Source organism: Bradyrhizobium sp. WSM3983 (assembly GCF_000473045.1).
Classification (GTDB): Bacteria; Pseudomonadota; Alphaproteobacteria; order Rhizobiales; family Xanthobacteraceae; genus Bradyrhizobium.
The window spans coordinates 116,308-142,864 of sequence record NZ_AXAY01000004.1 but is presented as its reverse complement, the minus strand read 5'-3'; the positions used below and the strand labels follow the sequence as shown (position 1 = coordinate 142,864).

Sequence of the window (26,557 nt, the reverse complement as noted above, 5' to 3'; positions counted from 1 at the left end):
TGCCGACCTCCTGCCTTCGCCTGAGTAGTCGCGTGGTCCGGCTGGGTTTCATCATCGGCTTCATCGCTCTGCTCGGAGCCTTGCTCTCCGGGCTTGCGGCCTATCGCGTCCACGATCAGGAGCTGGCGCTGGACCGGATCGCGCTGGCGCGCGCGATCGACGTTCATGCGAGCCTCGTCCAGGACAGGTCGACCGAGCGCGAGTTGCTGGCCCGTGTCGCCTCAGGCCTGTTCCGCGCGCCGTCGGTGCTGAAGCCCAACATGCTGGAGCCGCTGCGCTCGGCGATCTACGCCTTCAAGACCGATTTCGTGGTGGCCGGCTGGGTCGCCCGGTTGCAGCCGAGCGAGCTCGCCGCGGCGCAGACCGCGATTGCGGCCGCCGGCTTCCCGAAACCGCAGATCCGCGACTACAGCGACAAGCCGATCGACCCGGCGAGCCTGACCCAGCCGATCGACGTGCTGATGGACCTCGAGCCGCGCAGCGACGAGACCAAGGCGCTGCCGGGCCGCAGCTACGATAACGACCCTGTTCGCAACGCGATGCTGACGCGGGCCAGGGTCGAGAAGCGGTCGGTTGCCTCCGACCCGGTGCCGCTCCTGCGCGGGGACGGGCCGATCGGCGTTATCGTGGCCGCCCCCGTCATTCCCGAGGGCGCGACGGAGCCGGTCGGCTTCGTCACCTTTTCCTACGAGCTGGCGTCGCTGATGTTGACCAATGACGATCTGTCGTTGTTCTCGGTCGCGCTCAAAGACCCGCGCAAGGAAGGCAGCGAGCTCGTTGCCAACGATCAGGGCGTCGTGTCCACGCGCATGACGACGCCGGATGGGCCGGCCCCGTCGGCGACGCGCACCGTGAGCTTTGGTGGCCGCGACTGGCATCTCGGCTATTACGCCAAGACCAATTCGGCACGGCGCGCCGAGCAGACCGCGATCATCGTTGCGGCGATCGGCTTCGCCATCACCGCGATGGTGTGCGGCCTGTTCGGCTACGTCGCCTACAATAATTTGAGGCTCAGCCGCGAAATCCAGGTGCGGATCGGCTTCGAGCGGCGGCTGACGGCTGTCATCGACGAGCTCAACCACCGGGTCAAGAACATCCTTGCGGTGATCCAGTCGATCGTGACGCGCACGCTGCGCCACGGTTCGGACATCGACGTCGCGCGCGAGCTCCTGATCGGCCGTATCCACGCCATGTCCAACGTGGTCTCGCTGCTCAGCGAGAGCCAGTGGCAGGGCGTCAAGCTGAAGGGCCTGTTCGAGGCGCGCGCCATTCCGCACGCCGATCGCATCGCCGTCAGCGGCCCGGACATCGCGGTGAGTGCACGCGCCGCGCAGAGCCTGTCGCTGTTGTTCTTCGAGCTTGCCTCGCACTCGGACGAAGGCCTGTCGCTGGTCGGCAAGCATCCGCACATCACGGCAAACTGGACGGTCACGGGCGAGGAGCCCGAGACGGTGTTTCATTTCCGCTGGGAGGAGTTCAACACCAGCGAGGCGACGCGCCGGCCGGATTCGGATTTCGGCCTGATCCTGCTCGACCGCGTCGCGCCCGAAGCGCTCGGTGGCACAGCCAAGCGCTACTTCACCGATGTCTCCTATGTCTACGAGCTGACGGCGCCGATGGAGACGGTCGTGGACATGACCGAGCGCGACCGCACCGAAAAGCTGTCGCAACCGGTGAAGCCGGTGCGTTAACCCTTTGGCCGCAACACCAGGTCGACGAGATTCCGTGCATAGGCCGGCGTGATCGGCGCGATGCCGAAGACGTAGCGGTAGAACAGGCTGCCATAGATGGCGTCGTAGAGATCCTCCGCCGGCCCTTCAGCCTGGATGCTGCCGTCACGCTGGCCGGTCGCAATCATCTCCACCAGCGCATCGCGGCGGAACTGGAGATAGCGGGCATAGAACAATTCCGCCGAGCCGGTCTTGGAGATGCATTCGGAGATGACCGCAAGCTGCACCTTGCCGAACTCGCCTTGGAGGGCTTCGGCATAGGCCGCGGCATGGCGGCGCGCGCGCGCAGCGGGCGTGCCCGCACTCACCGGCGGCAGTGGCAGCATTTGCGCGGCATGATGGAGGAAGGCATCGATCAGCAGCGCCTCGCGCGACGGCCACCATTTGTAGATCGTCATCTTGGAGACGTTGGAGTGCCGTGCGACGGCATCGATGGTGGTCGCGGCGAGGCCGGTCGTCGCCATCAGCGCATAGGCGCTTTCGAGGATGGCGTTGGTCGTCTCGATCGAGCGCGGCCGGCCGCGCCGGGGGGCAGCCGCATCGTTCGTGCCTTTCGCCATGACCAAGCCGGTCTCTCCCTGCGCAGAGGCCGCCATTCCCGTAGGCCGCTCCGTCCCGCTTAGCGCAGGTGCGGCGTCCGGCCTAGTGGAATCGCGTGTGGTCGTCCCGGCTAGGCTCGCTGCCGCACAGCCGCCGGCTCGTCCTGACGCTTCGACCAGGAAATATAGTAGGCCACCGCGGTCATGGCCGCGAAACCGGCGAGGCTCACCCCGATCTGCATCACGACCAGATTGGCGCCGGTGATCAGGATGAGATGACCGGCGAAGGACAGGAATACGCCGACGCAGAACACGGCGAGCCATTCCTCGCCGCATTTGATCACCATCTGGAGCGACCTCCATTGCAGGCCCGGATGGTCGGGCGGAATGAGGTGGGTCGCGATGAAAGCGAGCGCGAGGAAGTGGATCACGCGATAGGGCGCGAGGTTTTCCTTGTCGGTCGGGGAGATGCCGTTGAGCACGACATCCGGTAGGTAGACCGATAGCGTTGGCGAATGGCGCATCAAGGTGATGGACATCGCCGACACGAGATAGGCGCCCGCCAGCACGCGGAGCCAGGACAGGTTACGCAAGGCGTGGCCTGACGCGCCGGTGACGGCGAACCAGCCGCCCAGCACCATCATCATCTGCCAGCAGAACGGATTGAACGCCCACTCCTGGTCCGGATAGGTCCGGAAATTCCAGTCGAACCAGCGTGCCGCGAAGTAGAATGCGACAGAGAGCGCCAGCGTCACGTTCGGCCGCCGCAACAGCCCCCACAAGGCAAACGGAAAGAACGCCATCAGCGGGATCATCAATTGCAGCAGGTCGAGGTTCAGCGGCTCCTCCTGCAGCACGAGGCCGCGGACCAGGATGCGCAGCGGATGCTCGAGTATCCCCGAGATGTTGTAGTCGCTGATGATCTCCGGCGCCATCGATTGCGAGGCGACATAGGCGATGGTGTCGATGTAGATCACGAACAGCACGACATAGGCGGCATAGAGCCGCCAGACACGGCGAAAGATGCGCGTCGCGGCGACGACATAACCGCGCTCCAGCGCCATCTTGCCGTGGATGATGGCGACGCCATAGCCCACCACGAACACAAACAGGTCGGCAGCGCCGCTGAAGCCGAAATTGCGCAGCGTCAGCAGGTTCACGACATTGTTCGGGATGTGGTCGACGAAGACCGACCAGGTCGCAATGCCGAGCGTCAAATACAGCCTTGCGTCGTGGTGGAATGCGGCGAGATTCGCCTTAACAGACGGCTTCATTGCTAATTATTTCATTTGGAATCAGGGCGATGCTTTTAGCGGCAACCGCCTGCCTATCCGAGTAGCGATTGCGTGAAGGAGGTTGAATTTACCGCGCCTGATGAAAAAATGCGCAGAGATGGGCCGTTGAATTCCTGCCAGCTTGTTCGTCCGGTCGGCAGCGCAACTTTCTTAATGCGGTCGCGCCTCTTATTCGGCCGGCTCGGCCGAAGTCTCATCCGCAGTGCCGGCTCGGCTTGCCATGATTCCGAGCGCGACGCCGCCGATGGCCAGGATCGGCAAGAGCCGCTTGATGCCGATGGCGCGGACGAGCTGCAAACCTGTCGCGAGCAGCATGGGATCGGCGAGCAAGCTCGGCGCCGCCCTTGCGGCGCGCTCGGCGGCAATGCGCGCGCGCGTCCGCATTTCCCGCTTGTAGCCCCAATAGCTTCCTGCTGCGGCAAGCGTCAGTAGGAAGAAGATGCCGGCACCTGTCAGGCAGGCCTGCACGGGGCCGTATTTTTCCAGCACCGAGATGAAGGCGGCGGCGCAGAGGAAGCATGTGGTGATGAACAGGGCGAACGCCGCACCTGCCGCCAGCGATGTCAGCCGCATTGTCGTGCCCGTCGATGCGCTGATGCCGTCGATGATGCGCTGAAACACGGTCTTGCTCCTCAGATCCCCACAGGCCAATCGTCACGTGCCGGTCACGGCGGCGGAGGCCGTCGTGACCTCGAAACCCATCGCTTGTCCTAGCGGCGCCAGGCGAAGCCGATCAGGAAGCCGATGCCGAGCGCAACACCGACGGTCGCGAGCGGCCGTTGGGTGATCGCGTCTTCCAGCGTCTCCTCGATTGAGCCATAGGCATCCTGCGCCGCGTCCATCATGGCGTTGCCGCGCTCCGAAAAGTCGTCGAGCGTCGAATCCATGTTGTCGCGCGCCTGCTTGTACCCACGCCGGGCCTGCTTGCCCGTGGAACTGGCGAACGTGTTGAGCGCGTCGGTGATCTGGTCGGTGAGGGCTGCGATATCGCTTTTCACGGCTGCTACATCCTTCTCGAGGCGTTCTGCGGTGGCTTTGTCGGGCCAGTCTCTCATCTTGGCTTCGCCATCGGCTATTGACATCAGGAGCTCCGAACTGTTGGCGGCTGAGATAGCCGGAAAACGTTTCGTCATCGGGTAAGTTCCGTCCGTGGAAACCGGTCACTCCTGCGGTAGCTGCGGCCAATTCTCCGGCAACAGGTGCTCCTTCAGGATCAGCCCGACGATCAGCAGCGGAGACGACAGGAACGCGCCCAGCGGCCCCCACAGCCAGGTCCAGAAAGCGAGAGCGATGAACACGGCGAGCGCATTCAGCGCCAGCTTGCGGCCGATGATGGTCGGCGTGACGAAGTGCCCCTCCAGGAAGGTGATGCCGCCGAAGGCGAGCGCCGCCATCAGGCCGCCGCCGATTGTCGGGAAGGCGACCAGCCCCACCACGACCAGCACGACGAACATGGCGACCGGCCCGATGATCGGGATGAAGTTGAGGGTCGCCGCGAGCGCGCCGAGGCCGGCTGGATTGGGCATGCCGGTGACCGCGCAGACGAGGCCGGCCGCGACGCCTACACCGACATTGATGATGGTCACCGTCAGCAGGTAGTTGCCGAGATGGACTTCGATCTCGTTCAGAATCCGCAATGTGCGCAGCCGCGCATCGCGCTCGCCGAACGTCATGATCAGCGCGCGCCGCAAATCGCGCCAGCTCGCAATGAACAGGATCAGGGTGGCGAAGAACAGCAGGAATTCAGCGAAGGTCGGCGACAGGAATTCCAGCGTCGGTTGCACCCATTCAATCTTGGGAAGCTGGACGCTTGGCAGCCCGTCGGAGCCGCCGACCATGGTCTGAAGCTCCTGCCACAGCGCCAGAGGCCGGTCGAAGACGTGCATCTTTTCCTTGAGCTGCGCGCCCAGCTCCGGCAGGCGCGAGCTCCACTCCATGACCGGCGCAGCGATCAGCGCGAACACGAACGCGACCAGCGCGGTCACCGCGATCACGATGAGCACGGCGCCGACGGCGCGCGGCACCCCCCGCTTTTCCAGGAACGTCGCGGCCGGCGACAGCATGGTGCCGGCGACGATGGCCATCACGACCGGCAGGAAGAACGCCTTGGCGACATAGAGCACCGCGACGACGGCGATCAGGAGCAGACCGGCAAGCGCAAAGGCAACGAACTCGGTGCGCCGGATGACTGGTGGCAGCTCGCTGCGGCTTTCGGGAAGCGGGACGCCTTCGCTGTTGCCGGAAATCAGGCGTTCACTGGGAAGGACGCGCACAATCTCTCTCCCCGCACGGAGGCCCTACCCGTACGCCCAGTGCCCATTGTTGATCGGGAAAACGTCCCAATGGCGCGGCGGTTCCATCGCGCCTTCGTGAAGTTGCGCTCGCTTGACTGTGACATCACGGCCGCGCGCGAGGGCGGAACTTGAGTCGAGAATGCTGCGTTTACGGGACTGCAGCATCACCCAGATGCACACATCCAACGGGGCAGCACATGATCAAGTTCTCCGTAATCCGTCGCAGCTTCTCGCCGCGCGTCGTCTCCGCTTGTGCCTTTGCGGCAGCTTTGCTGACCGTGCCGTTCGCGGCTCAGGCGCAAACGCTTGGCTTCGCGCCGATGCAGCCGCAGGCCTATCCCCAGGACCCGACCTACTCTTCGCAGGGCTATGCGAGCGCGGCGCCGCAGGCGGCTGACGAGGATGCGGCGCTGCCGGATCGGCTGCGCCGGCAGATCGTGAGCTTCGATCGCAACGAGCCTGCCGGCACCATCGTCATCGATACCGCCAACACCTATCTTTACTATGTGCTTGGTAACGGGCGCGCCATTCGCTACGGCGTCGGTGTCGGTCGCGAGGGATTCACCTGGTCGGGCGTGCAGAGCATCACCCGCAAGGCGGAATGGCCGGATTGGCATCCGCCGGCAGAGATGATCGCGCGTCAGCCCTATCTGCCGCGCTTCGTCGCCGGTGGCCCCGGCAATCCGCTGGGTGCGCGCGCGATGTATCTCGGCTCCAGCCAATACCGCATCCACGGTACCAACGATCCGACCACGATCGGCAAGTTCGTCTCCTCCGGCTGCATCCGTCTGACCAATGAAGATGTCAGCGACCTCTTCAGCCGCGTCAGTGTCGGCGCCAGGGTTGTGGTGCTGCCGAAGAATGCGCCGCTGATGGCGCGCGGCGGTGATCCCGTGCGCAAGCGGCCGACGGTGACGACGCTGCCCACGGGCCGCCAGGCGTTGAACATTTCGGCGGCGGCGTCGGTGGACTAAGAGATTTAGGTGAGGTTACATGATGAGACGTTCGATCAGCAAGCTTGTGGGCGGAACGGCCGCGTTCGTCACGATCGCTTGCCTCGGCCTCACGCTGACCCCTGCGGCGCATGCGGAGGATTTCTTCTCGGCGCTGTTCGGTGGCTTCCGCATGCGGCCGCCGCCGGAGATCCGGATGCCGTTCCCCAACGACGACATGCCGCGCTACGACGCCCCGCGCCAGCGCGCGTCCTATGGTGGCGGCCCGGCCTATTGCGTGCGCGGCTGTGACGGGCGTTATTTCCCCGCGCAAGGCAATGACGCCGAGAGCAAGGCGCAATCCTGCAAGAGCTTCTGCCCGGCGTCAGAGACCTCTCTGGTCTATGGCAGCAATATCGACGACGCCACGACCGACAGCGGCAAGTCCTATTCCGACCTGCCGAATGCCTTCCGCTATCGCAACGAGATCGTTTCAGGGTGTACCTGCAACGGCAAGGATCCGGCCGGCCTCGCTTCGCTCAAGGCCGAGGACGATCCGACCTTGCGCAAGGGCGATATCGTTGCAGGTAGCGATGGCCTCGTCGTCGCCAACCGCAACGCCGACGATCGCCGCGGTGTCGCGATGAACTTCTCGCCGTTGCCGGACAAGATCCGCGCAAAATTCCGGCAGATGCCGGTGGTGGCGAAGGAGTAGGGCCCCTACGCCGCGCGGATCTTGCCGAGGAAATCGCTGACCTGATCGCCGAGCTGGCGGCTCTGGGTCTCCAGCATCTGCGAGGCCTGCTTGACGTTGTCGGCGGCACCGGCTGCGGTGTCGGCGTCGGCCTTCACACCCGTGATGTTCTCGGACACGTTCTTGGTGCCCTGCGCGGCGTATTGCGTGCTGCGGGTGATTTCCTGCGTGGCCGCGCCCTGCTCCTGCACGGCGGCGGCAATCGCGGTGGCGACCTCGTTCACCTCGCCGATGATGCCGCCGATCGCCTGGATCGCGTTGATGGCATCGCCCGCGACCCTCTGGATGTCGGCGATCTGTTCCGAGATCTCTTCCGTCGCCTTCGCGGTCTGGCTGGCCAGCGACTTCACTTCGGATGCAACGACCGCAAAACCACGGCCGGCCTCGCCGGCGCGGGCGGCCTCGATCGTGGCGTTGAGCGCGAGCAGATTGGTCTGCGCCGCGATGGTGTTGATCAGGCCGACGACCTCGCCGATGCGGCCTGCGGATTGCGCCAAACCTTGCACGGTGCCGTCGGTCTCGCGAGCCTGGTTGACGGCGCGGCTCGCGATGCCCGCGGCATGCGCTGCCTGCTGGCTGATGTCGTTGATCGAGGCCGAGAGCTCCTCGGCGGCCGCCGCGACACTCTCGACGCTGGTGGAGGCGTCGTTGGAGGCCTTGCCGGCGACCTCGACGCGCTCGTTGGTCTGGCGCGACACCGCCGAGAGATCGCCTGAAGTCTTGCGCATCTCGGCCGAAGCATCGCTCAGCTCGCCGAGCGACTTGCGCACCACGCCTTCGAACTCGCCGACATACGTCTCCATCGCGCGCTGCCGTGCAGCCGCGCCCGCATTCCGCTCGCGCTCCTGCTCCTCGATCTTGAGCTTGTCGATCGCCTGCTGCTTGAAGGTCTCCAGCGCACCGGCGAGCGAGCCGATCTCGTCGTGACGGTCGAGATAGCCGCTGTCGACGCCAAGGTCGCCGCCGGCGACCTTGAGCATGGCGTCGCGAATCCGATGCAGCGGCGAGATCACGCGGCGGCTGACCGCGAGCATCGCGGCGCTGGTCAGGACGATGGCCGCGATGAGCAGGGCGGAGTTGATGATCAGCGACTGAACCGCGTTGGCGCGCTGGGCCGCGGAATGATCCTTGGCGGCTTGCAGGGCGGCATCGGCGAGTTTCACCGCTGTCATCATGCGGGGCACCGAATAGGGGCTCCACTGGTTGGCGGTCATCGACGCCTTCTCGCCCTTGGCGATCGCCGCGATGACGCCGTCGCGCGTGCCGGCATATTGCGGGTCGAAATAGGTCGACTTGGTCTCGGAGATCGCGGACGCCAGTGCCGGCGGCAGCTGCATGCTCAAGGCGGCAAGCTCGATCGCGGTCCAGGCGGCGTCGGTGCCGCCGACGAATTTGGTGTAGGCCAGCTGCAATTCCGGCGTGATCTTGCCGCTGCCGAGCGCGTTGCCGACGATCTGCGAGGATTCGCCCGCGTTGCTGCGCAACAGCCAGGCCATCTGCTTGATGGTCAGGAGCTGGTCGATGGTGGCGTCCTGATGGTTGACGCTTGCGGCGAGCGCACCGGCCAGCTTTTCGAGCTGCGCCATCAGCGCGTCTTCGGTCGCGACATATTCCTTGGCAAGGGCTGCGCGGCGATCGGCGCGCGGCTTGACGGCCTCGGTCCAGAACTCGACCTGCTCTGCGAGCAGCGTCCTGTTCAGCCCGCCGAGATCGGCGAGGAACGAATCGCGCTGGGCGAGATCGGTGGTCGGCAGGATCTCGAGCGTGCGGGCCAGCGCGGGCATCAGCGCTTTGCGGATATCGCGGATGTATTTTTCGATGTCCTTGTCCATCGGGACGTCGGAGGTGAGCTGCCGATTGCTGGTCGAGCGGTCGGCCCGGATGTTGGCCATCGCCTTGAACACCTCGGCCGAAGCCGCCGAAACCGCGACGATCCGGTTGGCCTGCTGCAGCCGGCCCCGCGAGCTCCATGCGTTGATCGAGAAGCCGATGACGACGACCAGGGCGGTGGAGAGGATTACCGCTTTCAGCAGCGTGGATACGGTCAAGCGGTTGAGCATCGGACACCCCGGTACGCGTTTCGAAGTTCATGGCCCCAGAACGGCAGCCCCACGAACTTCGAAACCAGAGGGATGCGCGCAATCAGGCGCACCTGCCTCCGGCAGGCGCTCCGATCGCATTTGGCCTGAAAAGGGTAAAAACTTAGACAGTGTTTCTGCCGTAAAATTACGTAGGCAGGGATCCACTGCATCTCCACGTCATCCTGGCTTTCGCCAGGACGACAGTGGCAGCGTGCCTTATGCCGCGCGGATCTTGCCGAGGAAATCGGTGACCTCGTGGCCGAGCTGGTTGCTCTGGGTCTCGAGCATCTCCGAGGCGCTCTTCACATTGTCCGCGGCCGCGGCTGCGGCGTCCGCGTCCGATTTCACGCCGGTGATGTTGTCCGAGACGTTCTTGGTGCCCTGCGCCGCATATTGGGTGCTGCGCGTGATCTCCTGCGTCGCCGCGCCCTGCTCCTGCACGGCGGCCGCAATCGCGGTCGCGACCTCGTTGACCTCGCCGATGATGCCGCCGATGGTCTGGATCGCGTGGATGGCATCGCCGGCGACCTTCTGGATGTCTGCGATCTGCTCGGAGATTTCTTCGGTCGCTTTCGCCGTCTGGCTCGCCAGCGATTTCACTTCGGAGGCGACGACAGCAAAGCCGCGCCCGGCTTCGCCGGCGCGTGCGGCTTCGATGGTGGCGTTGAGCGCGAGCAGATTGGTCTGCGCGGCGATGGTGTTGATGAGGCCGACGACCTCGCCGATGCGGCCTGCGGACTTCTGCAAGCCCTGCACGGTGCCGTCGGTCTCGCGCGCCTGCGTCACGGCCCGGCTGGCAATGCCGGCGGCGTGCGCGGCCTGCTGGCTGATGTCGTTGATCGAGGCCGAGAGCTCCTCCGCTGCCGCCGCGACGCTGTCGACGCTCATGGAGGCGTCGTTGGAGGCATTGCCGGCGACCTGGACGCGATCGTTGGTCTGGCGCGAGACGGCGGATAGATCGCCCGAGGTCTTGCGCATGCGGCCGGAGGCGTCATTCAGCTCGCCCAGCGTCTTGCGCACCGCGCCCTCAAACTCCCCGACATAGGCTTCCACTGCGCGCTGGCGCGCGGCGGCGCCCGCATTGCGCTCGCGCTCGTGTTCCTCAATCTTGAACTTGTCGGTGGCCTGCTGCTTGAAGGTTTCCAGTGCACCGGCGAGCGAGCCGATCTCGTCCTGACGGTCGAGATAGCCGCTGTCGATCGCAAGGTCGCCACCGGCGACCTTCATCATGGCATCACGGATTATGTTGAGCGGAGTGATGACCCGGCGGCTGACCAGCATGATCGCGCCGACGGCAAGCCCGATGGCGAGTGCCAGCAGCACCAGCTGGACGATCAGCGCGCGCTGAGCGGCGCCGCGCTGCTCCAGCGTATGGGCTCGTGCCGCGTCGAGGGCGCCTTCGGCCACCGCGACCGCGCTCGCCATGCGGCCGACCGTGAGCGGGCTCCACTGGTTGGCGGTCAGCTCGGCCTTCTCGCCCTTGGCCAGCGTGTCCGCGAGGCGATCACGCAGGCTCAGATATTGCGGCTCGAAATAGGCGGTCTTGGCGCCGGCCATGGCGGAGGCGAGCGCGGGCGGCAATTGCATGCCCGAGGTCGACAATTCCAGCGCCTTCCACATCGCGCTCGTTCCGCCGACATATTGGGTATAGTTGTAGCGCCCCTCCAGCGTGATCTTGCCGGCGGCAAGTCCGGTCGAGACGATCAGCGAGGCTTCGCCAGCGGTGTTGCGCAGCAGCCAGGCGTTCTGCTTGATCGACAGCAGCTGGTCGATTTCGGCATCCAGGTGGTTGACGGTCGCGGCCAGCGCGTTCGAGAGATTGTCGAGCACGTCGAGCAGGCCCTGCGTCGTCTCCATGTATTCCTTGGTCAGGCCGGCACGGCGCTGGTCCTTGGGCTTGGCCACGTTCTCCCAGAACTCCTTTTGCTCCTCGATCAGCAATTTGTTGAGGCGCGCGAGCTCCGGTACCAGCGTGCCGGATCGCGGGAAGTCCATGCTCGGCAGCAGCTCGAGCGCGCGTGCCATTGCCGGCATCTGCGCATCACGTAGCGCACGGAGGTACTTCTCGATCTCGGAATCCATCGGCTCGGTGGCGTTCAGCAGCCGCGAGGTGGTCGAGCGATCGGTGCGCAGATTGTGCATCGCCTTGAACAGATCGGCGGAGGCGTCGGCGATCGCCGAGATGCGGTTGGCGGTCTTGAGGCGATCCCAGGACTCGTAGGCGGTGAGCGAGAGTGCGATCACCACGCAGATCGACGTGATCGCGATCACTGTCTTCAACAGCGCGGACACGGTCAGACGATTGAGCATCGAAGTCCCCCCAAATTCCCATTTCAAAAGCTCGTCAAAAACGCCCCGGCAAAATCGAGAAACGGGGGACGGCAGCATCGGCAATCGCATGCCGATCGCGGCGCGCAGGCCGTACGGTTTCGATATCTGAAACGAAAAGGGTAAAGTTTTAGGCTGAGGGGCCGCCGGTAGAATTACGCATTTACCAGAAGTTGTAAGGGGTTGCGCGAATGGAACCGACGCGCGAGGCAGGCGTTAGGACTTCGTTAGCAATTTGCCTGAAGGGGGCCCTGCGATGCTGGTCGGCGTACTCGTCACCTTTCTCGTCATCATCCTCGTACTTTATCTCATCAACATGCTGCCGATGGACGGCCGCGCCAAGCAGATCGCGCGCGTCGTCGTCATCATCATCGGCATCGTGTCGCTGCTGAAATACCTCGCGGTGTTCTAGCGGGCGATCTGATCCCCAGCAAAAAAGCCCCGGCTTGCGCCGGGGCTTTTGGCATTGGATTGATCGAGCTCAGCTGGCCGCTTTCGCCTCGCGGCGGCGGGCGGTGAGGATGTATTCGGTGTAGCCGTTCGGCTGCTCACGGCCCTTGAAAATCAGGTCGCAGGCGGCCTTGAAGGCCGTGCCGTCGAAGGCGGGCGCCATCGGCTTGTAGATGGCGTCGCCCGCATTCTGCTTGTCCACGACGACGGCCATGCGCTTGAGCGATTCCATCACCTGCGCCTCGGTGATCACGCCCTGGTGCAGCCAGTTGGCGAGATGCTGGCTGGAGATGCGCAAGGTCGCGCGGTCTTCCATCAGGCCGACGTCATGAATGTCCGGTACCTTGGAGCAGCCGACGCCCTGGTCGATCCAGCGCACCACGTAGCCCAGAATGCCCTGGCAGTTGTTGTCGATCTCCTGCTTGACGTCGTCGGGCGCCCAGTTCGACTTCGACACCGGAATGGTGAGGATGTCGGAGAGTTTCGCGCGCGGACCGCCCTTGGTCAGCTCTTGCTGGCGCGCGGTCACGTTGACCTGGTGATAGTGCAGGGCGTGCAAAGTCGCGGCGGTCGGCGAGGGGACCCATGCCGTGGTGGCGCCGGCCTGCGGATGGGCGAGCTTCTGTTGCAGCATGTCCGCCATCTTGTCGGGGGCAGCCCACATGCCCTTGCCGATCTGGGCGTGACCCGGCAGGCCGTCGATCAGGCCCATGTCGACGTTCCAGTCCTCATAGGCCTTGATCCAGGCCTGCGCCTTCATCTCGTTCTTGCGGATCATCGGACCCGCTTCCATCGAGGTGTGGATCTCGTCGCCGGTGCGGTCGAGGAAGCCGGTATTGATGAACATGATGCGCTTGGAGGCGCGCTGGATGCAGGCCTTGAGATTGACCGTGGTGCGCCGCTCCTCGTCCATGATGCCGACCTTGAGCGTGTTCTCGGGCAGGCTCAGCATCTTCTCGACGCGATCGAAGATCTCGCAGGTGAGCGACACCTCGTCCGGGCCGTGCATCTTCGGCTTGACGATATAGGCAGATCCCGTGCGGCTGTTCTTGACCTTGGAGTTGCCTTTCAAGTCATGAATGGCAAGAAGCCCGGAGACGGCGGCATCGAGCAGGCCTTCCGGAACTTCCTCGCCGGTCTCGTCCAGCACCGCATCGGTGAACATGTGGTGACCGCAATTGCGCATCAAGAGCAGGCTGCGGCCGTGCAGCTTGACCTCGCCGTTGCCGTCCGGCGTCTTGTAGGAGCGGTCGGCGTTGAGCGAACGCGTCAACGTCTTGCCGCCTTTTTCGAAGTCCGCCGACAGCGTGCCGTTCATCAGGCCCAGCGTGTTGCGATAGACCAACACCTTGTCCTCGGCGTCGACGGCCGCGACCGAGTCCTCCATGTCGAGGATGGTCGACACGGCAGATTCCATGATCATGTCGGCGACGCCGGCCGGATCGTCCTTGCCAATCGTGCTGCTGCGGTCGATCCTCACCTCGACATGCAGGCCGTTGTTGACGAGCAGCACCGCGCTTGGCGCGGCCGCATCGCCCTGGAAGCCGGCGAACTGCGCGGCGTTCTTCAGTGCGGTGGCGTTGCCGCTCTTGAGCTTCACTGCGAGCTGCCCCGCGACGACGCTATAGGCGGTGACGTCGGTGTGGCTGCCGGTTGCGAGCGGCACGGCGGCGTCGAGGAAAGTCTTGGCCTTGGCGATGACCTTGTCGCCGCGTGCCTTGTTGTAGCCCTTGCCGCTCTCGGACGGATCGTGCGGGATCGCGTCGGTGCCGTAGAAGGCGTCATAGAGCGAGCCCCAGCGCGCATTCGCCGCGTTCAGCGCGTAGCGCGCATTGGTGAGGGGCACGACGAGCTGCGGGCCGCAGATCGTGCCGATCTCCTCATCGACGTTGGCGGTTTCGACCTTCTGCGTCGCCGGTTCAGGGACGAGATAGCCGATCTCCCTCAGGAAGGCGGTATAGGCGTTGAGGTCGAACGTCTTGCCCTTGTTGGCGCGATGCCAGTCGTCGATCTTGGCCTGCAGCGAGTCGCGCAACGCGAGCAGCGACCGGTTCTTCGGCCCCAACTCCCTGATGATGGCGGCAACCCCGGCCCAGAACGCATCCGGCGCGATCCCCGTTTTCGGGGCCGCTTCCTTGGCGATGAAATCGAAAAGGACGGGGGCGATCTTCAATCCGTGGGCGTCGACGCGTTTCATGATGGTCTTTCTTGTTGGAAATGGCTGTTTTTGGCTGCTTTTGACCCGACAGCAGCAAAATGCGGCCACGAGGGACGGCTTTCGAGACCTATTAGCCCCAAAATCGGGGCGGTGAGAAGACCCCTAGGATTTGTCAAAATGTCAAGAAGGGTGGCGGCCCAGCGCACCGCTGTCATTCCCCGCGAAGGCGGGGAATCCAGTACGCCGCAGCTTCTCCGTATCCCAACGCCGTCTCTGGAATACTGGGTCGCCCGGTCAAGCCGGGCGACGACAGCGGGGGAATAGGCGGATTCAAATATTCGCCGCGAGATCCACGAGCTCGTCGAACAATACGCCGGTCGTCTTCAGCATTTGCTCGATCTCATCGACCGCGTCCGCAACCGTCCGCGTCGACGTATCGATCACGAGCTCTGCCGCTTGTGGCACCTCGTAGTCGTTGCCGATGCCCGTAAAGGAGGCAAGCGCTCCGGCGCGGGCCTTCTTGTAATGGCCCTTGGGGTCACGCTCCTCACAGATCTCGGCCGGTGTCGCGACATGGATTTCGCGGAACGCGGTGTCGGCGATGCGGCGTGCGGTGGCGCGGTCCTCGCGGGCGGGCGAGACGGCGGCGACGATGGCGATATGGCCGTTGCGGGCGAGATGCGTCGCGACCTCGGCAAGCCTGCGGATGTTCTCGCTGCGGTCGGAGGCGGAGAAGCCGAGATCGCTGTTGAGCCCGGCCCGCACTGTGTCGCCGTCGAGCAGGATCGGCGAGCCGCCATTGGTGAACAGTCGCCGCTCCAGCGCCTTCGCCAGTGTTGACTTGCCGGACGCCGGCAGGCCGGTGAGCCAGACCACGGCCCCGTTGTGGCGATATCGCGCGGAGCGCTCGTCGGGCCGCAGCGCCGATTCCACGGGCACGATGTCGACCGGCACGGCGCGCTGGCCGGCATCTACCGATAGCACCAGGCCGCCGCCGGCGATGCGCCCGGAGACCTCGATCACGAGGCGGCCGGTGCGCGGATTCTCGGTGCAGGGATCGGTCGCGATCGGATTGGACAGGGAGATGTCGATCTCGCCGACATGGTTGCGGCCGATCGCCTTGTTCTCGCGGCTCTCGAGCTCGCCGGGGTCGACGGCCTTCTCGATCGCGACGACAGTGGCGCGGCTTTCCTTCGGCCCGCAGCGGACCAGAAGCTGATCGCCCTTGGCGAGCGGCTTGTCGTGCAGCCAGAAGATGCGTGCGCGCAGACGGCGCGTCTCGCGCGGGGCGGCGCTGGCATGCGCGATGATGTCGCCGCGCTCGACGAACAATTCGCGGTCCAGCGTGATGCCGACCGAGCGGCCGGCGCCCTGCCGTCCCGCGATCGGCGTCACCGGCCAGCTCTCGACTGTCTTGATCTTCGCGATCTTGCCGGCCGGCATGATCACGATCTCGTCGCCTGCAATGAGATTGCCGGATTCGATACGGCCCGCCACGATGCGGCGGTCGTCGAACTTGTAGATCGCCTGCACCGGCAGGCGCAGCGCCAACGCTTCCAGCGGCCGCGCTGGCTCGAGCCGATCAAGCGCGTCGACCACGGTCGGACCTTTGTACCAGCCGATGCGGTCGGTGCGGTCGGCGACGCCGTCGCCGTCGCGTGCGGAGATCGGGATGATCGCAGTCGGCGTCACGCCGAGGCCGTTGAGATGCGCGGAGATCTCGTCGCTGATTTCCTTGAAGCGATCGGCGGAGAAATCGACACGGTCCATCTTGTTGACGACGACAGCGACCTGCTTCACGCCGAGCAGATGCAGGAGATAGCCGTGCCGCCTGGTCTGGTCGCGCACGCCCTCGAGCGCGTCGATGATCAGCACCGCGCCGTCGGCCTGCGAGGCGCCGGTGATCATGTTGCGCAAAAATTCGGCATGGCCGGGCGCGTCGATCAGCACGATGTCGCGTGAATTGGTGCGGAAGCGGATCTGCGTGGTGTCGATGGTGATGCCCTGATCGCGCTCGGTCTGCAGCGCGTCGAGCAGGAACGACCACTCGAACGGCATGCCGCGCCGCGCGCTGACGGCTTTGAGCATTTCCAGCTTGCCGTCAGGCAGGCTGCCGGTCTCGTGCAAGAGGCGGCCGACCAGCGTCGACTTGCCGTGGTCGACATGGCCGACGATGACGATGCGGACCTGCGGTCGCGTCGTGCCATTTGGCATCGACGTGGTGCCATTCGGCGTGGCAGGCGAAGCGGGGGTGACGAGCATGTTCATAGCCGCGATGCGTCCTTGGATCAGAGATAACCGGCGACGCGCAGGCGCTCGAAAGCGTCCTCGGTCTCGTGGTCGAGCGCGCGGCCGGCGCGCTCCGGCACCTTGGTCTGTTCGAGCTCGATCAGGATCTCGTCGATGTTCGTCGCGGTCGATGAGACCGGATTGGTGATGTCTTGATCACCCAGCGAGCGATAGCGCTTGCCGTCCTTGGCGAGATATAGCGGGATGATCGGGATGTTCTCGCGCTTGGTGTAGGCCCAGATGTCCGCCTCGGTCCAATGCAGGATCGGGTGAATGCGCAAGTGAGCGCCCTGCGGCGGCGACGCGTTGAAATGATCCCAGAACTCCGGCGGCTGGTCGCGCACGTCCCAATTGCCTTCGAGACCGCGCGGCGAGAACACGCGCTCCTTGGCGCGGGTGGCTTCCTCGTCGCGGCGGATGCCGGCGATCAGGCCGTCGAAGCCGTACTTGGCCAGCGCCATCTTGAGGCCTTCGGTCTTGCGCGCGGCGGAACGGGCGGCAGGCGGCAGCGTTGGGTCGACGGCATCGATGGGCGGGCAGGGCTCGACGCGCAGATCGAGCTCCCACTCTTTCCCGTAGTGATCGCGGAACCGATACATCTCCGGAAACTTCTTGCCGGTATCGACATGGAGGGCGGGGAACGGCAGGCGGCCGAAGAACGCCTTGCGCGCCAGCCAGATCATGACGTTGGAGTCCTTGCCGAGCGACCACAGCAGGGCGATCTTCTTCAGGCGGGCGAAGGCCTCCCGGAATATGTAGACGCTCTGCGCTTCCAGCTGGTCGAGATGGTCCATGCTGGGGGCGGTCAGCGCGACGGGAATTTGCTCGGAAACGGCGGCGCGGGAGTCCCGGCCATCTGCACCAGAATCGGTCCTGAGAAGATGCATCTCTGCCACTTTGCGTTTGGAGGCGAATTTTCTATAGTTGCGATGCAGAAGAGAAGAAAAAATTTTCTCTTTGCGCGCTCGAAACGACACATATATAGAAAATAATTCCAGTCAACCCCGAATGTGGGGCAAGCGAGTATCGTATGCGGTTCTTGCCGGTGTTCCTCGATCTCAGTAACGGTCCGGTGGTGCTCATCGGCGGGGGTGAGCTTTTGCGCGCAAAACTGCGCGTGCTCGCCGCTGCCGGTGCGCGCATCCGCGTGCATGCGATCGACGGCAATCATGAGCTGGGCCTGAGCTCCGATGATGCGGCGCGTATTGAGTTTGCGACGGGCGATCCACTGACGGCCGATCTTGCCGGTGTCATCGCTATTGTCTGTGCGGGCGCGGGTGATGTCGGCGTGGCGATGTCGGCGCGGGCGAAGTCGCTTGGCCTGCCGGTCAACGTCATGGACGATCTCGAACATTCCAGCTTCATCTTCCCGGCGATCGTCGATCGCGGCGATGTCGTGGTCGCGGTCGGCACCGGCGGCACCTCGCCGGTGGTCGCGCGGCGCGTGCGCGAGAAGATCGAGGCGCTGCTGCCGGCGCGCATCGGCGAGCTTGCCGAGTTCATCGGCGGCTTCCGCAAGTCCATCAATGAGCGCATTGCCGAATTTCCGCTGCGCCGCCGCTTCTGGGAGCTCGTGATCGACGGTCCGATCGGCGCTGCCGTGTTGGCCGGCCGCAAAGGCGAAGCGGACGCAGCGCTCAAGGCGATCTCAGATCCGTCCGATTTCGCGCGCGCCGAGAAGCCGGAAGGCTCGGTCGCGCTGGTCGGTGCCGGCCCCGGCGATCCCGATCTTCTGACCATCAAGGCGCTGCGCGCATTGCAGGATGCCGACATCGTCTTCCATGACGAGCTGGTCTCTCCGGAAATTCTCGACCGCATCCGTCGCGACACCACGCGCGTTGCCGTCGGCCGCCGCGTTGGCAAGCCCGGCATCGGCCAGGACGCCATCAACAAGCGCATGATCGAGGCCGCGCAAGCTGGCCAGCGCGTGGTGCGGCTGAAGGGCGGCGATCCCTTCGTGTTCGGCCGCGGCGGCGAAGAGATGGAAGCCCTCCGCGCGGCAGGCGTTGCCTATTCGATCATCCCCGGCATTACAGCGGGACTCGGCGGCGCCGCCGATTTCGAGGTGCCGCTCACCTATCGTCACGAAGCAACCCGCATCACCTTCCTCACAGCGCACAAGGCGCGCGACGCGGAGACGGTGGATTGGTCGACACTGACCGACACCAAGATGACTGTCGTGGTCTACATGGGCATGAGCGCTGCGCCCGCCGTTCGCGCCGGCCTGTTTGCCGCGGGCCGTTCGCCGGAGACGTCGGTCGGCGTGTTCGCCCGCGTCACGCGGCCGGACGCGCAGGGCGCGATCGGCACGCTGCGAGACCTGCCCGAGCTCGTAAAGCGGACCAATGGTGGTCCCGCCATTCTCATCATCGGCGATGTGGTCCGGCATGCCGGGTCTCTGCGCCGTCAATCCCCAAAGCAAATCATCTCTGACCTATTGGATGCAGCCGAATGACCTCCCCGCTTGAACAGAAGAAGATCAAAATCGCCGGCCCTTCGGTCGTGACCGCCAACCGCACCTGGGACGGTATCGTGGTGTATCGCACCGCCGCCAAGAGCTGGTCCGCGGACCTGTCGGAAGCCGCGATCGTGCGCAACTCCGACGAGGCAAAGGCCTTGCTCGCGGAGTCCGTGGCCGATGACGTCGGCGCGATCGGTCCCTATATCGCCCCGGTGCAGGTTGGCGCGGACGGCAAGATCGAACCCGGCAATCTGCGTGAACAGATACGCCAAACGGGCGTCACCATCGGACAGCCGGCCCAAGTTTAAGGCATTCACTTATGTACGCTTACGACGAAATCGACCGCACGCTCGTCAACGAGCGCGTCTCGGAGTTCCGCGACCAGGTGAAGCGCCGCCTCTCGGGCGAGCTGACCGAGGACGAGTTCAAGATCCTGCGGCTTCAGAACGGCGTCTATCTGCAGCTGCACGCCTACATGTTCCGCGTCGCGATCCCCTATGGGACGCTGGCCTCGAACCAGTTGCGGGCGCTCGCCCATGTCGCGCGCAAATACGACCGCGGCTACGGCCACTTCACTACGCGGCAGAACATCCAGTTCAACTGGATCAAGCTCGCCGAGCTGCCGGATGCGCTCGCCGATCTCGCCGAGGTCGGCATCCATGCGATGCAGACGTCCGGCAACAACATGCGCAACGTCACCTCGGACCAGTGGGCGGGAGTCGCGCCCGGCGAGATCGAGGATCCGCGCATCTGGTCGGAGCTGATCCGTCAGCACACCACGCTGCATCCGGAATTCTCGTTCCTGCCGCGCAAGTTCAAGATCGCGATCACCGCGTCGGATCATGATCGCGCCGCGATCAAGATCCACGACATCGGGTTGAAGCTGATTAAGAACGAGAAGGGCGAGACCGGTTTCGAGGTGCTGGTCGGCGGCGGTCTCGGCCGCACGCCATTCATCGGCAAGACCATCAAGCACTTCGTCCACGGCCGCGATATCCTCAGCTATATCGAGGCGATCCTGCGCGTCTACAATCAGTACGGCCGCCGCGACAACATCTACAAGGCGCGCATCAAGATCCTGGTGCACGAGCTCGGCATCGAAAAATTCTCGCGCGAGGTCGAGGACGAGTGGCAGCACATCCGCAATTCCTCGCTCCAGATCGATGACGAGGTGATCGAGGACATCCGCTCGCGCTTCACCTATCCGAACTACGAGAAGCTGCCGCACATGCCGGACGAGCTGCGTCAGGCCGCGGCGGACGCGGACTTCGAGGCGTGGCGCAAGAATTCGGTGTCGCCGCACAAGGTGCAGGGCTACTCCATCGTCACGATCTCGTTGAAGCCGATCGGCGCGCCTCCAGGCGACGCCACGGCCGAGCAGATGGATGCGCTGGCCGATCTCGCCGACAAATATTCCTTTGGTGAGATCCGCGTCGGCCACGAACAGAACCTGGTGCTGCCGCATGTTGCCAAGCGCGATCTGCCGGCGTTGTGGAAGGCGCTCGACAAGCTTGGGCTGGCGACACCGAACGTCAACCTGATCACCGACATCATCGCCTGCCCGGGGCTCGATTATTGCTCGCTGGCGAATGCGCGCTCGATCCCGATCGCGCAGGAGCTGACGCGGCGCTTCGCCAACCATGAGCTCGCCAATCTGATCGGCCGGCTCCACATCAACATCTCCGGCTGCATCAACGCCTGCGGCCATCACCATGTCGGCCATATCGGCATTCTCGGCGTCGAGAAGAACGGCGAGGAGGTCTACCAGATCACCATCGGGGGTCGCGCCGATGAGGGTGCTGCGCTGGGCAATCTGATCGGCCCCGGCGTCAAGTTCGACGAAGTCGCCGACGTCATCGAGGACGTCGTGGAAGCCTATCTGGCGCTGCGCGAGCGGCCGGAGGAGCTGTTCATCGACACGGTGAAGCGCCTCGGCGTCGAACCCTTCAAGGAGCGCGTCTATGCCACTCGTTAACGGCGGGAAAATCGTCGACGACAGTTTTGTCAAACTCGCGGTCGACACGCCGCTGCCTGAAGCTGGCGACATCCTGGTTCCCGCGGAGCGTTTCGTCGGCGAGGCGGAGGCGTTGCTCAAGCGCGCCGGCAAAGTCGGCGTGATCTGGCCGAACAACCGCGATATCGACGGGCTCGTGCCCTATCTCGGCAAGGTCGCCACGGTTGCGCTGGTGTTCCCGACCTTCCGTGACGGACGTGCCTATAGCCAGGCGCGGCTGCTGCGCGAGCGCTACAATTATCGGGGCGATTTGCGCGCGACCGGCCAGATCCTGCGCGACCAGTTCGTGTTCATGCTGCGTGCCGGCTTCGATTCTTTCGAGGTAAAGAAGCAGGCCGACGCGGAAGCCTTCATGCAGACCGCGAAGCGCTATTCGGTGTTCTACCAGCCGACCGGCGACGGCCGCATCACGGCGCTGCACCGGCGCATGCAGCTGCGTCACTCCGAGGGGGTCGGCACGTGAACGCCATCGCGCCTCAGATCTCGTCTGTTTCCACACTGCCTTCCGCGGCAGAGCTCGATCGCACCTTGCGCGATGCGTCTCCCGCGGAGGTCGTCGCGGCCGCGTTGAAGGCTGTCGGGCGCGACAATCTCGCGCTGTTGTCGTCCTTCGGCACGGAATCGGCGACGCTGCTCAAGGTGGTGGCCGATGTCGATCCGGCAATCCCGGTGATCTTTCTCGACACCGGCTGGCTGTTCGAGGAGACGCTGGCCTATCGCGACACGCTCGTCGCAATGCTGGGGCTGAAGGACGTTCGTTCGGTCAAGCCGGCTGAGCAGACGCTGTCGCGCGAAGATCCCGACCGCGACCTCTGGTTCTCCGATCCCGACGCCTGCTGCCGTATTCGTAAAGTCGAGCCACTGGCGCGTGCGCTGAAGCCGTTTTCGGCCTGGCTCAACGGCCGCAAGCGCTTCCAGGGCAATGCGCGCACCGACATTCCGGTCGTCGAGGACGATGGTGCGCGGCTGAAGTTCAACCCGTTCGCCAATGTCTCGCGTGAGGAACTCGAAGCGATCTTCGTCCGCGCCAAATTGCCGCGTCATCCACTTGCGGCGTCCGGTTTTCGCTCGGTTGGGTGTATGCCTTGCACGAGCAGAACGACTGAGGGCGAGGATGAGCGCGCCGGTCGCTGGCGCGGCCGCGCCAAGACAGAATGCGGCATCCACACGATGAAGACTTCGTAGCACAGTCGAGTTGCGCGGCTACGAACAAGGAAATCCGGTTCCGTTGACTTGAGAGCCTTTCGCCGCGAGTTTCGCCTGCATGCCTTCGCTGACATTGACGTCGTCGAAGTGAATGGAGATGGACATGATGCGTCGTATCGTTCCGCTCGCTGCAGGACTTCTCGCAACAGCGCTTCTCGCGACGGGATTCTTGGCGAGCGCGGCTCTCGCTGCTGATATCAACCTCTTGAACGTGTCGTATGATCCGACGCGTGAGCTCTATGTCGAGTTCAACAAGGCGTTCGCGAACGCCTATCAGAAGGAGACCGGCAAGAGCGTCGAGATCAAGCAGTCGCATGGCGGCAGCGGCTCGCAGGCGAGGGCGGTGATCGACGGATTGCAGGCCGATGTGGTGACGCTCGCGCTCGCCTATGACATCGACGCCATCGCCGGCAAGGGCCTTATCGCGGCAGATTGGCAGAAGCGGCTGCCGCAGAATTCATCACCCTACACGTCGACCATCGTCTTCCTGGTGCGCAAGGGCAATCCCAAGGGCATCAAGGACTGGGACGACCTGCTCAAGCCGGGCGTCGCCGTGATCACGCCGAACCCGAAGACCTCGGGTGGTGCGCGCTGGAATTACCTGGCGGCCTGGGGCTTTGCGCAGAAGAAATACGGCTCGGCCGACAAGGCCAAGGATTTCATCGGAAAACTCTATCAGCAGGTACCGGTGCTCGACACCGGCGCGCGCGGTGCGACCGTGACCTTCGTCGAGCGCGGCGTCGGCGACGTGCTGCTCGCCTGGGAGAACGAGGCCTATCTCGCGCTGAAGGAATTCGGCCCGGAGAAATTCGAGATCGTGGCACCGCCGCTCTCGATCCTCGCGGAACCGCCCGTCGCGATCGTCGACAAGGTTGCCGATAAGAAAGGCACCCGCAATGTTGCCGATGCCTATCTCCAGTACTGGTACACCAAGGAAGGGCAGGAGATTGCCGCGCGCAACTTCTACCGTCCGCGCGATGCCGAGATCGCAAAAAAGTATGAAAACGCCTTCGCGAAGGTCGAGCTGTTCACGATCGACGAATTGTTCGGCGGCTGGACCAAGGCGCAGAAGGAACATTTTGCCGACGGCGGCGTCTTTGATCAGATCTACAAGAACTGATCTGGCGCTGTCGGAGGGGCAGTAGGGGGCCGGGTGAGCGTAATCGCAGCACGACGACGGACATTGCCGGGCTTCAGTCTCACGATGGGACTGACGCTGACATGGCTGTCCGTCATCATCCTGCTTCCGCTCGCCGGGCTGTTCCTGAAATCGCTCGAGCTCAGCCCCGAGCAGTTCTGGAACATCCTCTCCAGCCGCCGCACCCTGAACGCGCTCCGTGTCTCCTTCGGCCTCGCTTTTGCTGCAGCCTGCGTCAATCTCGTCATGGGCAGCATCATCGTCTGGGCGCTGGTGCGCTACCGCTTCCCGGGCCGGCGGCTGTTCGATGCCATCGTCGATGTGCCCTTTGCGCTGCCGACGGCGGTTGCGGGCGTCGCGCTGACCGCGCTGTTCGCCGAGAAGGGCTGGCTAGGTGCGCCGCTTGCGGCGCTCGGCATCAAGGTGGCGTTCACGCCGGTCGGCATCTTCGTCGCGATGATCTTCATCGGCATTCCCTTCGTGGTGCGCACCGTGCAGCCGGTGCTGCAGGATCTTGACCCCGAGATCGAGGAGGCTGCGGGCAGCCTTGGCGCCAGCCGCTGGCAGACCATCATCCGCGTGATCCTCCCCTCACTCGCGCCGGCGCTGCTCACCGGGCTCGCGCTCGCCTTTGCGCGCGCGGTCGGCGAATACGGCTCGGTGATCTTCATCGCCGGCAATCTGCCAAATGTCTCAGAGATCGCGCCGTTGCTGATCGTGATCCGGCTCTCCGAATTCCGCTGTGCCGATGCGACCGCCATCGCGGCGGTCATGCTCGTCGTCTCCTTCGTCATCATCTTCGCGGTCAACCGGTTGCAGCGCTGGGCGCAGAACCGGGTCCCGGCGCGCTGAGGGCGAAGCATGACAATGCAGATTGCAGAGCCAGTCTCGCTCTCACAATCCGCCGCAAAGGCGCGCGCGCATGCCGCCGCCGCGCGCAACAATCTCCGCACCGAGCCCAAGGCGGTGCGCATCGCCATCATCGCGCTGGCGATCGTGTTCCTATCGGTCTTCATCGTGCTGCCGCTGGTTCTGGTGTTCGCGCAAGCCTTCTCGAAAGGCATTCTGGCCTATCTCGCCGCGCTCGCAGAACCGGAGGCGCTGGCTGCGATCAAGCTGACGCTGGTGGTCGCCACAATCTCGGTGAGCCTCAATCTCATCTTCGGTCTCGTCGCCGCCTGGGCGATCGCCAAGTTCGAATTCACAGGCAAGACTTTCCTGATCACGCTGATTGACCTGCCGTTCTCCGTCAGTCCGGTGATCTCGGGCCTGGTCTTTGTGCTGCTGTTCGGCGCACAGGGTTATTTCGGCGGCTGGCTGAGGGATCACGACATCCAGATCCTGTTCGCGGTGCCGGGCATCGCGCTCGCCACCACCTTCGTGACCTTCCCCTTCGTGGCGCGCGCGCTGATCCCCTTGATGCAGGAGCAGGGCACGCAGGAGGAGGAGGCCGCGATCTCGCTCGGCGCCTCCGGCCTGCAAACCTTCTTCCGCGTCACGCTGCCCAACATCAAATGGGGCGTGCTCTACGGCGTCCTGCTCTGCAACGCGCGCGCGATGGGCGAGTTCGGTGCGGTCTCCGTCGTCTCCGGCCACATCCGCGGCGAGACCAATACCATGCCGCTGCTGGTCGAGATACTCTACAACGAATACCAGTTCGTCGCGGCGTTTGCGATCGCCTCGCTGCTCGCAATGCTGGCGCTGATCACGCTGATCGCCAAGACAATTCTCGAACGTCACCTCGACGAAGGACACGACATCAATGACGATTGAAGTCAGAAATCTCGTCAAGAAGTTCGGTAGTTTTGCCGCGCTCGACGGCGTTGACCTCAAAGTCAATGACGGCGAGCTGCTCGCGCTGCTCGGTCCCTCCGGCTCCGGCAAGACCACGCTCCTGCGGATCATCGCCGGGCTCGACTGGCCCGATTCCGGCGAGGTCGCCTTCAACGGCGAGGACGCACTGGCGCAGGGCGCGCGCGAACGTCATGTCGGCTTCGTGTTCCAGCACTACGCGCTGTTCCGCCACATGAGCGTGTTCGAGAACGTCGCCTTCGGCCTGCGCGTGCAGCCGCGTGCGGTCCGCAAGGACGAGGCGACAATCCGCAGGCGGGTCAAGGAGCTGCTCGACCTCGTGCAGCTCGACTGGCTCGCCGACCGCTATCCGAGTCAACTCTCCGGCGGCCAGCGCCAGCGCATCGCGCTCGCCCGCGCGCTCGCGATTGAGCCGCGCATCCTGCTGCTCGACGAGCCCTTCGGCGCGCTCGATGCCAAGGTGCGCAAAGAGCTGCGCAAATGGCTGCGCTCGCTGCACCATGAGATCCATGTCACCTCGATCTTCGTCACCCACGACCAGGAGGAGGCGCTCGAAGTCGCCAACCGTGTCGTCGTGATGGACAAGGGCAGGATCGAGCAGATCGGCTCGCCCGACGAGGTCTACGAGACCCCGGCGACCGCCTTCGTCCACGGCTTCATCGGCGAATCCGTCGAGCTTGCGGTTCAGGTCGAGGGCGGCGTGATCAGGCTCGGCGACCGCCAGCTCAATCTTGCAGCAGACGGCCTGGCGTCTGGCGCGTCAAAACTGTTCGTACGGCGACACGACATGCTGGTCGGTCCGCCCGGCTCGGGCGCCTTCGAGGGCGCGGTCCAGCACGTCCGGAATTTCGGCCCCGTGCAGCGGACCGAGGTCGCATTGTCCGGCGGCGAGACCATCGAGATCGACGCCCCCCGCGACCGGGAACTGCGCGCCGGCGACACCATTGGCCTCGAGCCCCGCCGCTACCGCATTTTTGCGAACGCCTGAGCGGCCTTATCGGGTCGAATTTTCCTCAAAATTCACCTTTCAGCCACGGTTGGTATGCAACAACGGCCCTTCCTCTGGGGGCCTCGAT

The 26,557-nt window shown here is 64.5% G+C and carries 23 protein-coding genes; 13 read left to right on the top strand and 10 right to left on the bottom strand.

Going from position 1 to position 26,557, the window contains the following annotated elements; translation table 11 throughout:
* The first annotated feature begins 32 nt into the window (after window positions 1-32).
* Complete coding sequence (locus YUA_RS0107980) at window positions 33-1,691, top strand: HWE histidine kinase domain-containing protein (protein ID WP_027530195.1); 1,659 nt, start codon at window positions 33-35, stop codon at window positions 1,689-1,691.
* On the opposite strand, the gene YUA_RS0107975 is transcribed toward YUA_RS0107980, so the two are convergent.
* The 5 genes from YUA_RS0107975 to YUA_RS0107955 form a co-directional block, all read right to left on the bottom strand.
* Window positions 1,688-2,290: a TetR/AcrR family transcriptional regulator gene (locus YUA_RS0107975; RefSeq protein WP_027530194.1), complete on the bottom strand. Its 603-nt coding sequence runs from the start codon at window positions 2,288-2,290 to the stop codon at window positions 1,688-1,690. The genes YUA_RS0107980 and YUA_RS0107975 overlap by 4 nt on opposite strands.
* A 110-nt stretch (window positions 2,291-2,400) precedes the next feature.
* Window positions 2,401-3,543, bottom strand: a complete 1,143-nt coding sequence (locus YUA_RS0107970; protein ID WP_027530193.1) for an OpgC domain-containing protein — start codon at window positions 3,541-3,543, stop codon at window positions 2,401-2,403.
* A gap of 189 nt (window positions 3,544-3,732) precedes the next feature.
* Window positions 3,733-4,185: a hypothetical protein gene (locus tag YUA_RS0107965; RefSeq protein ID WP_027530192.1), complete on the bottom strand. Its 453-nt coding sequence runs from the start codon at window positions 4,183-4,185 to the stop codon at window positions 3,733-3,735.
* A gap of 89 nt (window positions 4,186-4,274) precedes the next feature.
* On the bottom strand, window positions 4,275-4,646 hold the full coding sequence (locus YUA_RS0107960) for a YqjD family protein (RefSeq protein WP_027530191.1): 372 nt from the start codon (window positions 4,644-4,646) through the stop codon (window positions 4,275-4,277).
* 78 nt (window positions 4,647-4,724) lie between these two features.
* Entirely contained in the window at window positions 4,725-5,837 is a 1,113-nt protein-coding gene (locus YUA_RS0107955; RefSeq protein ID WP_027530190.1) for an AI-2E family transporter, read from the bottom strand.
* Between the two features lie 218 nt (window positions 5,838-6,055).
* Here YUA_RS0107955 and YUA_RS0107945 point away from each other — a divergent pair, with 218 nt between their 5' ends.
* Both YUA_RS0107945 and YUA_RS0107940 read left to right on the top strand, forming a co-directional pair.
* Window positions 6,056-6,832 carry a L,D-transpeptidase gene (locus YUA_RS0107945; protein WP_027530189.1) on the top strand — a complete coding sequence of 259 codons (777 nt, stop codon included), beginning with the start codon at window positions 6,056-6,058 and terminating at the stop codon, window positions 6,830-6,832.
* 19 nt (window positions 6,833-6,851) lie between these two features.
* Window positions 6,852-7,505 (top strand): DUF2865 domain-containing protein, encoded by a 654-nt coding sequence (locus tag YUA_RS0107940; protein WP_027530188.1) that lies wholly within the window; start codon window positions 6,852-6,854, stop codon window positions 7,503-7,505.
* Between the two features lie 5 nt (window positions 7,506-7,510).
* On the opposite strand, the gene YUA_RS0107935 is transcribed toward YUA_RS0107940, so the two are convergent.
* Together YUA_RS0107935 and YUA_RS0107930 are read right to left on the bottom strand one after the other, a co-directional pair.
* Window positions 7,511-9,604: a methyl-accepting chemotaxis protein gene (locus YUA_RS0107935; RefSeq protein ID WP_027530187.1), complete on the bottom strand. Its 2,094-nt coding sequence runs from the start codon at window positions 9,602-9,604 to the stop codon at window positions 7,511-7,513.
* A gap of 237 nt (window positions 9,605-9,841) precedes the next feature.
* Complete coding sequence (locus YUA_RS0107930) at window positions 9,842-11,935, bottom strand: methyl-accepting chemotaxis protein (RefSeq protein ID WP_027530186.1); 2,094 nt, start codon at window positions 11,933-11,935, stop codon at window positions 9,842-9,844.
* Window positions 11,936-12,209: 274 nt separating this feature from the next.
* On the opposite strand from YUA_RS0107930, the gene YUA_RS47970 reads away from it, so the two are divergent.
* Window positions 12,210-12,365 (top strand): Thivi_2564 family membrane protein, encoded by a 156-nt coding sequence (locus YUA_RS47970; RefSeq protein ID WP_084292245.1) that lies wholly within the window; start codon window positions 12,210-12,212, stop codon window positions 12,363-12,365.
* A gap of 69 nt (window positions 12,366-12,434) precedes the next feature.
* On the opposite strand, the gene YUA_RS0107920 is transcribed toward YUA_RS47970, so the two are convergent.
* From YUA_RS0107920 to cysD, 3 genes are all read right to left on the bottom strand, one after another.
* A complete protein-coding gene (locus tag YUA_RS0107920; RefSeq protein WP_027530185.1) occupies window positions 12,435-14,600 on the bottom strand; it encodes a malate synthase G in 2,166 nt (721 codons plus the stop codon).
* Window positions 14,601-14,891: 291 nt separating this feature from the next.
* Window positions 14,892-16,829, bottom strand: a complete 1,938-nt coding sequence (gene cysC / locus YUA_RS0107915; protein WP_027530184.1) for an adenylyl-sulfate kinase — start codon at window positions 16,827-16,829, stop codon at window positions 14,892-14,894.
* Window positions 16,830-16,849: 20 nt separating this feature from the next.
* Complete coding sequence (gene cysD / locus YUA_RS0107910; RefSeq protein ID WP_027530183.1) at window positions 16,850-17,644, bottom strand: sulfate adenylyltransferase subunit CysD; 795 nt, start codon at window positions 17,642-17,644, stop codon at window positions 16,850-16,852.
* 236 nt (window positions 17,645-17,880) lie between these two features.
* Here cysD and cysG point away from each other — a divergent pair, with 236 nt between their 5' ends.
* The 9 genes from cysG to YUA_RS0107865 all read left to right on the top strand — a co-directional run bounded on the left by cysG (window position 17,881) and on the right by YUA_RS0107865 (window position 26,469).
* Complete coding sequence (gene cysG / locus YUA_RS0107905) at window positions 17,881-19,305, top strand: siroheme synthase CysG (RefSeq protein WP_027530182.1); 1,425 nt, start codon at window positions 17,881-17,883, stop codon at window positions 19,303-19,305.
* A complete protein-coding gene (locus YUA_RS0107900; protein ID WP_027530181.1) occupies window positions 19,302-19,619 on the top strand; it encodes a DUF2849 domain-containing protein in 318 nt (105 codons plus the stop codon). Before cysG ends, YUA_RS0107900 begins: the two co-directional genes overlap by 4 nt.
* A gap of 11 nt (window positions 19,620-19,630) precedes the next feature.
* Complete coding sequence (locus YUA_RS0107895; protein ID WP_027530180.1) at window positions 19,631-21,286, top strand: nitrite/sulfite reductase; 1,656 nt, start codon at window positions 19,631-19,633, stop codon at window positions 21,284-21,286.
* Complete coding sequence (locus YUA_RS0107890) at window positions 21,273-21,788, top strand: DUF934 domain-containing protein (protein WP_027530179.1); 516 nt, start codon at window positions 21,273-21,275, stop codon at window positions 21,786-21,788. The genes YUA_RS0107895 and YUA_RS0107890 overlap by 14 nt, the downstream gene beginning before the upstream one ends.
* Window positions 21,785-22,510, top strand: a complete 726-nt coding sequence (locus tag YUA_RS0107885; protein WP_027530178.1) for a phosphoadenylyl-sulfate reductase — start codon at window positions 21,785-21,787, stop codon at window positions 22,508-22,510. The genes YUA_RS0107890 and YUA_RS0107885 overlap by 4 nt, the downstream gene beginning before the upstream one ends.
* 112 nt (window positions 22,511-22,622) lie before the next feature.
* Window positions 22,623-23,651 (top strand): sulfate ABC transporter substrate-binding protein, encoded by a 1,029-nt coding sequence (locus tag YUA_RS0107880; RefSeq protein WP_084292243.1) that lies wholly within the window; start codon window positions 22,623-22,625, stop codon window positions 23,649-23,651.
* Between the two features lie 33 nt (window positions 23,652-23,684).
* The gene (cysT, locus tag YUA_RS0107875) at window positions 23,685-24,521 is read left to right on the top strand and encodes a sulfate ABC transporter permease subunit CysT (RefSeq protein WP_084292241.1); all 837 of its coding nucleotides are present in this window, start codon (window positions 23,685-23,687) and stop codon (window positions 24,519-24,521) included.
* 9 nt (window positions 24,522-24,530) lie between these two features.
* Window positions 24,531-25,442, top strand: a complete 912-nt coding sequence (gene cysW / locus YUA_RS0107870) for a sulfate ABC transporter permease subunit CysW (RefSeq protein WP_027530175.1) — start codon at window positions 24,531-24,533, stop codon at window positions 25,440-25,442.
* Window positions 25,432-26,469, top strand: coding sequence for a sulfate/molybdate ABC transporter ATP-binding protein (locus YUA_RS0107865; RefSeq protein ID WP_027530174.1), 1,038 nt, complete (start codon window positions 25,432-25,434; stop codon window positions 26,467-26,469). The genes cysW and YUA_RS0107865 overlap by 11 nt, the downstream gene beginning before the upstream one ends.
* Window positions 26,470-26,557 lie beyond the last annotated feature (88 nt).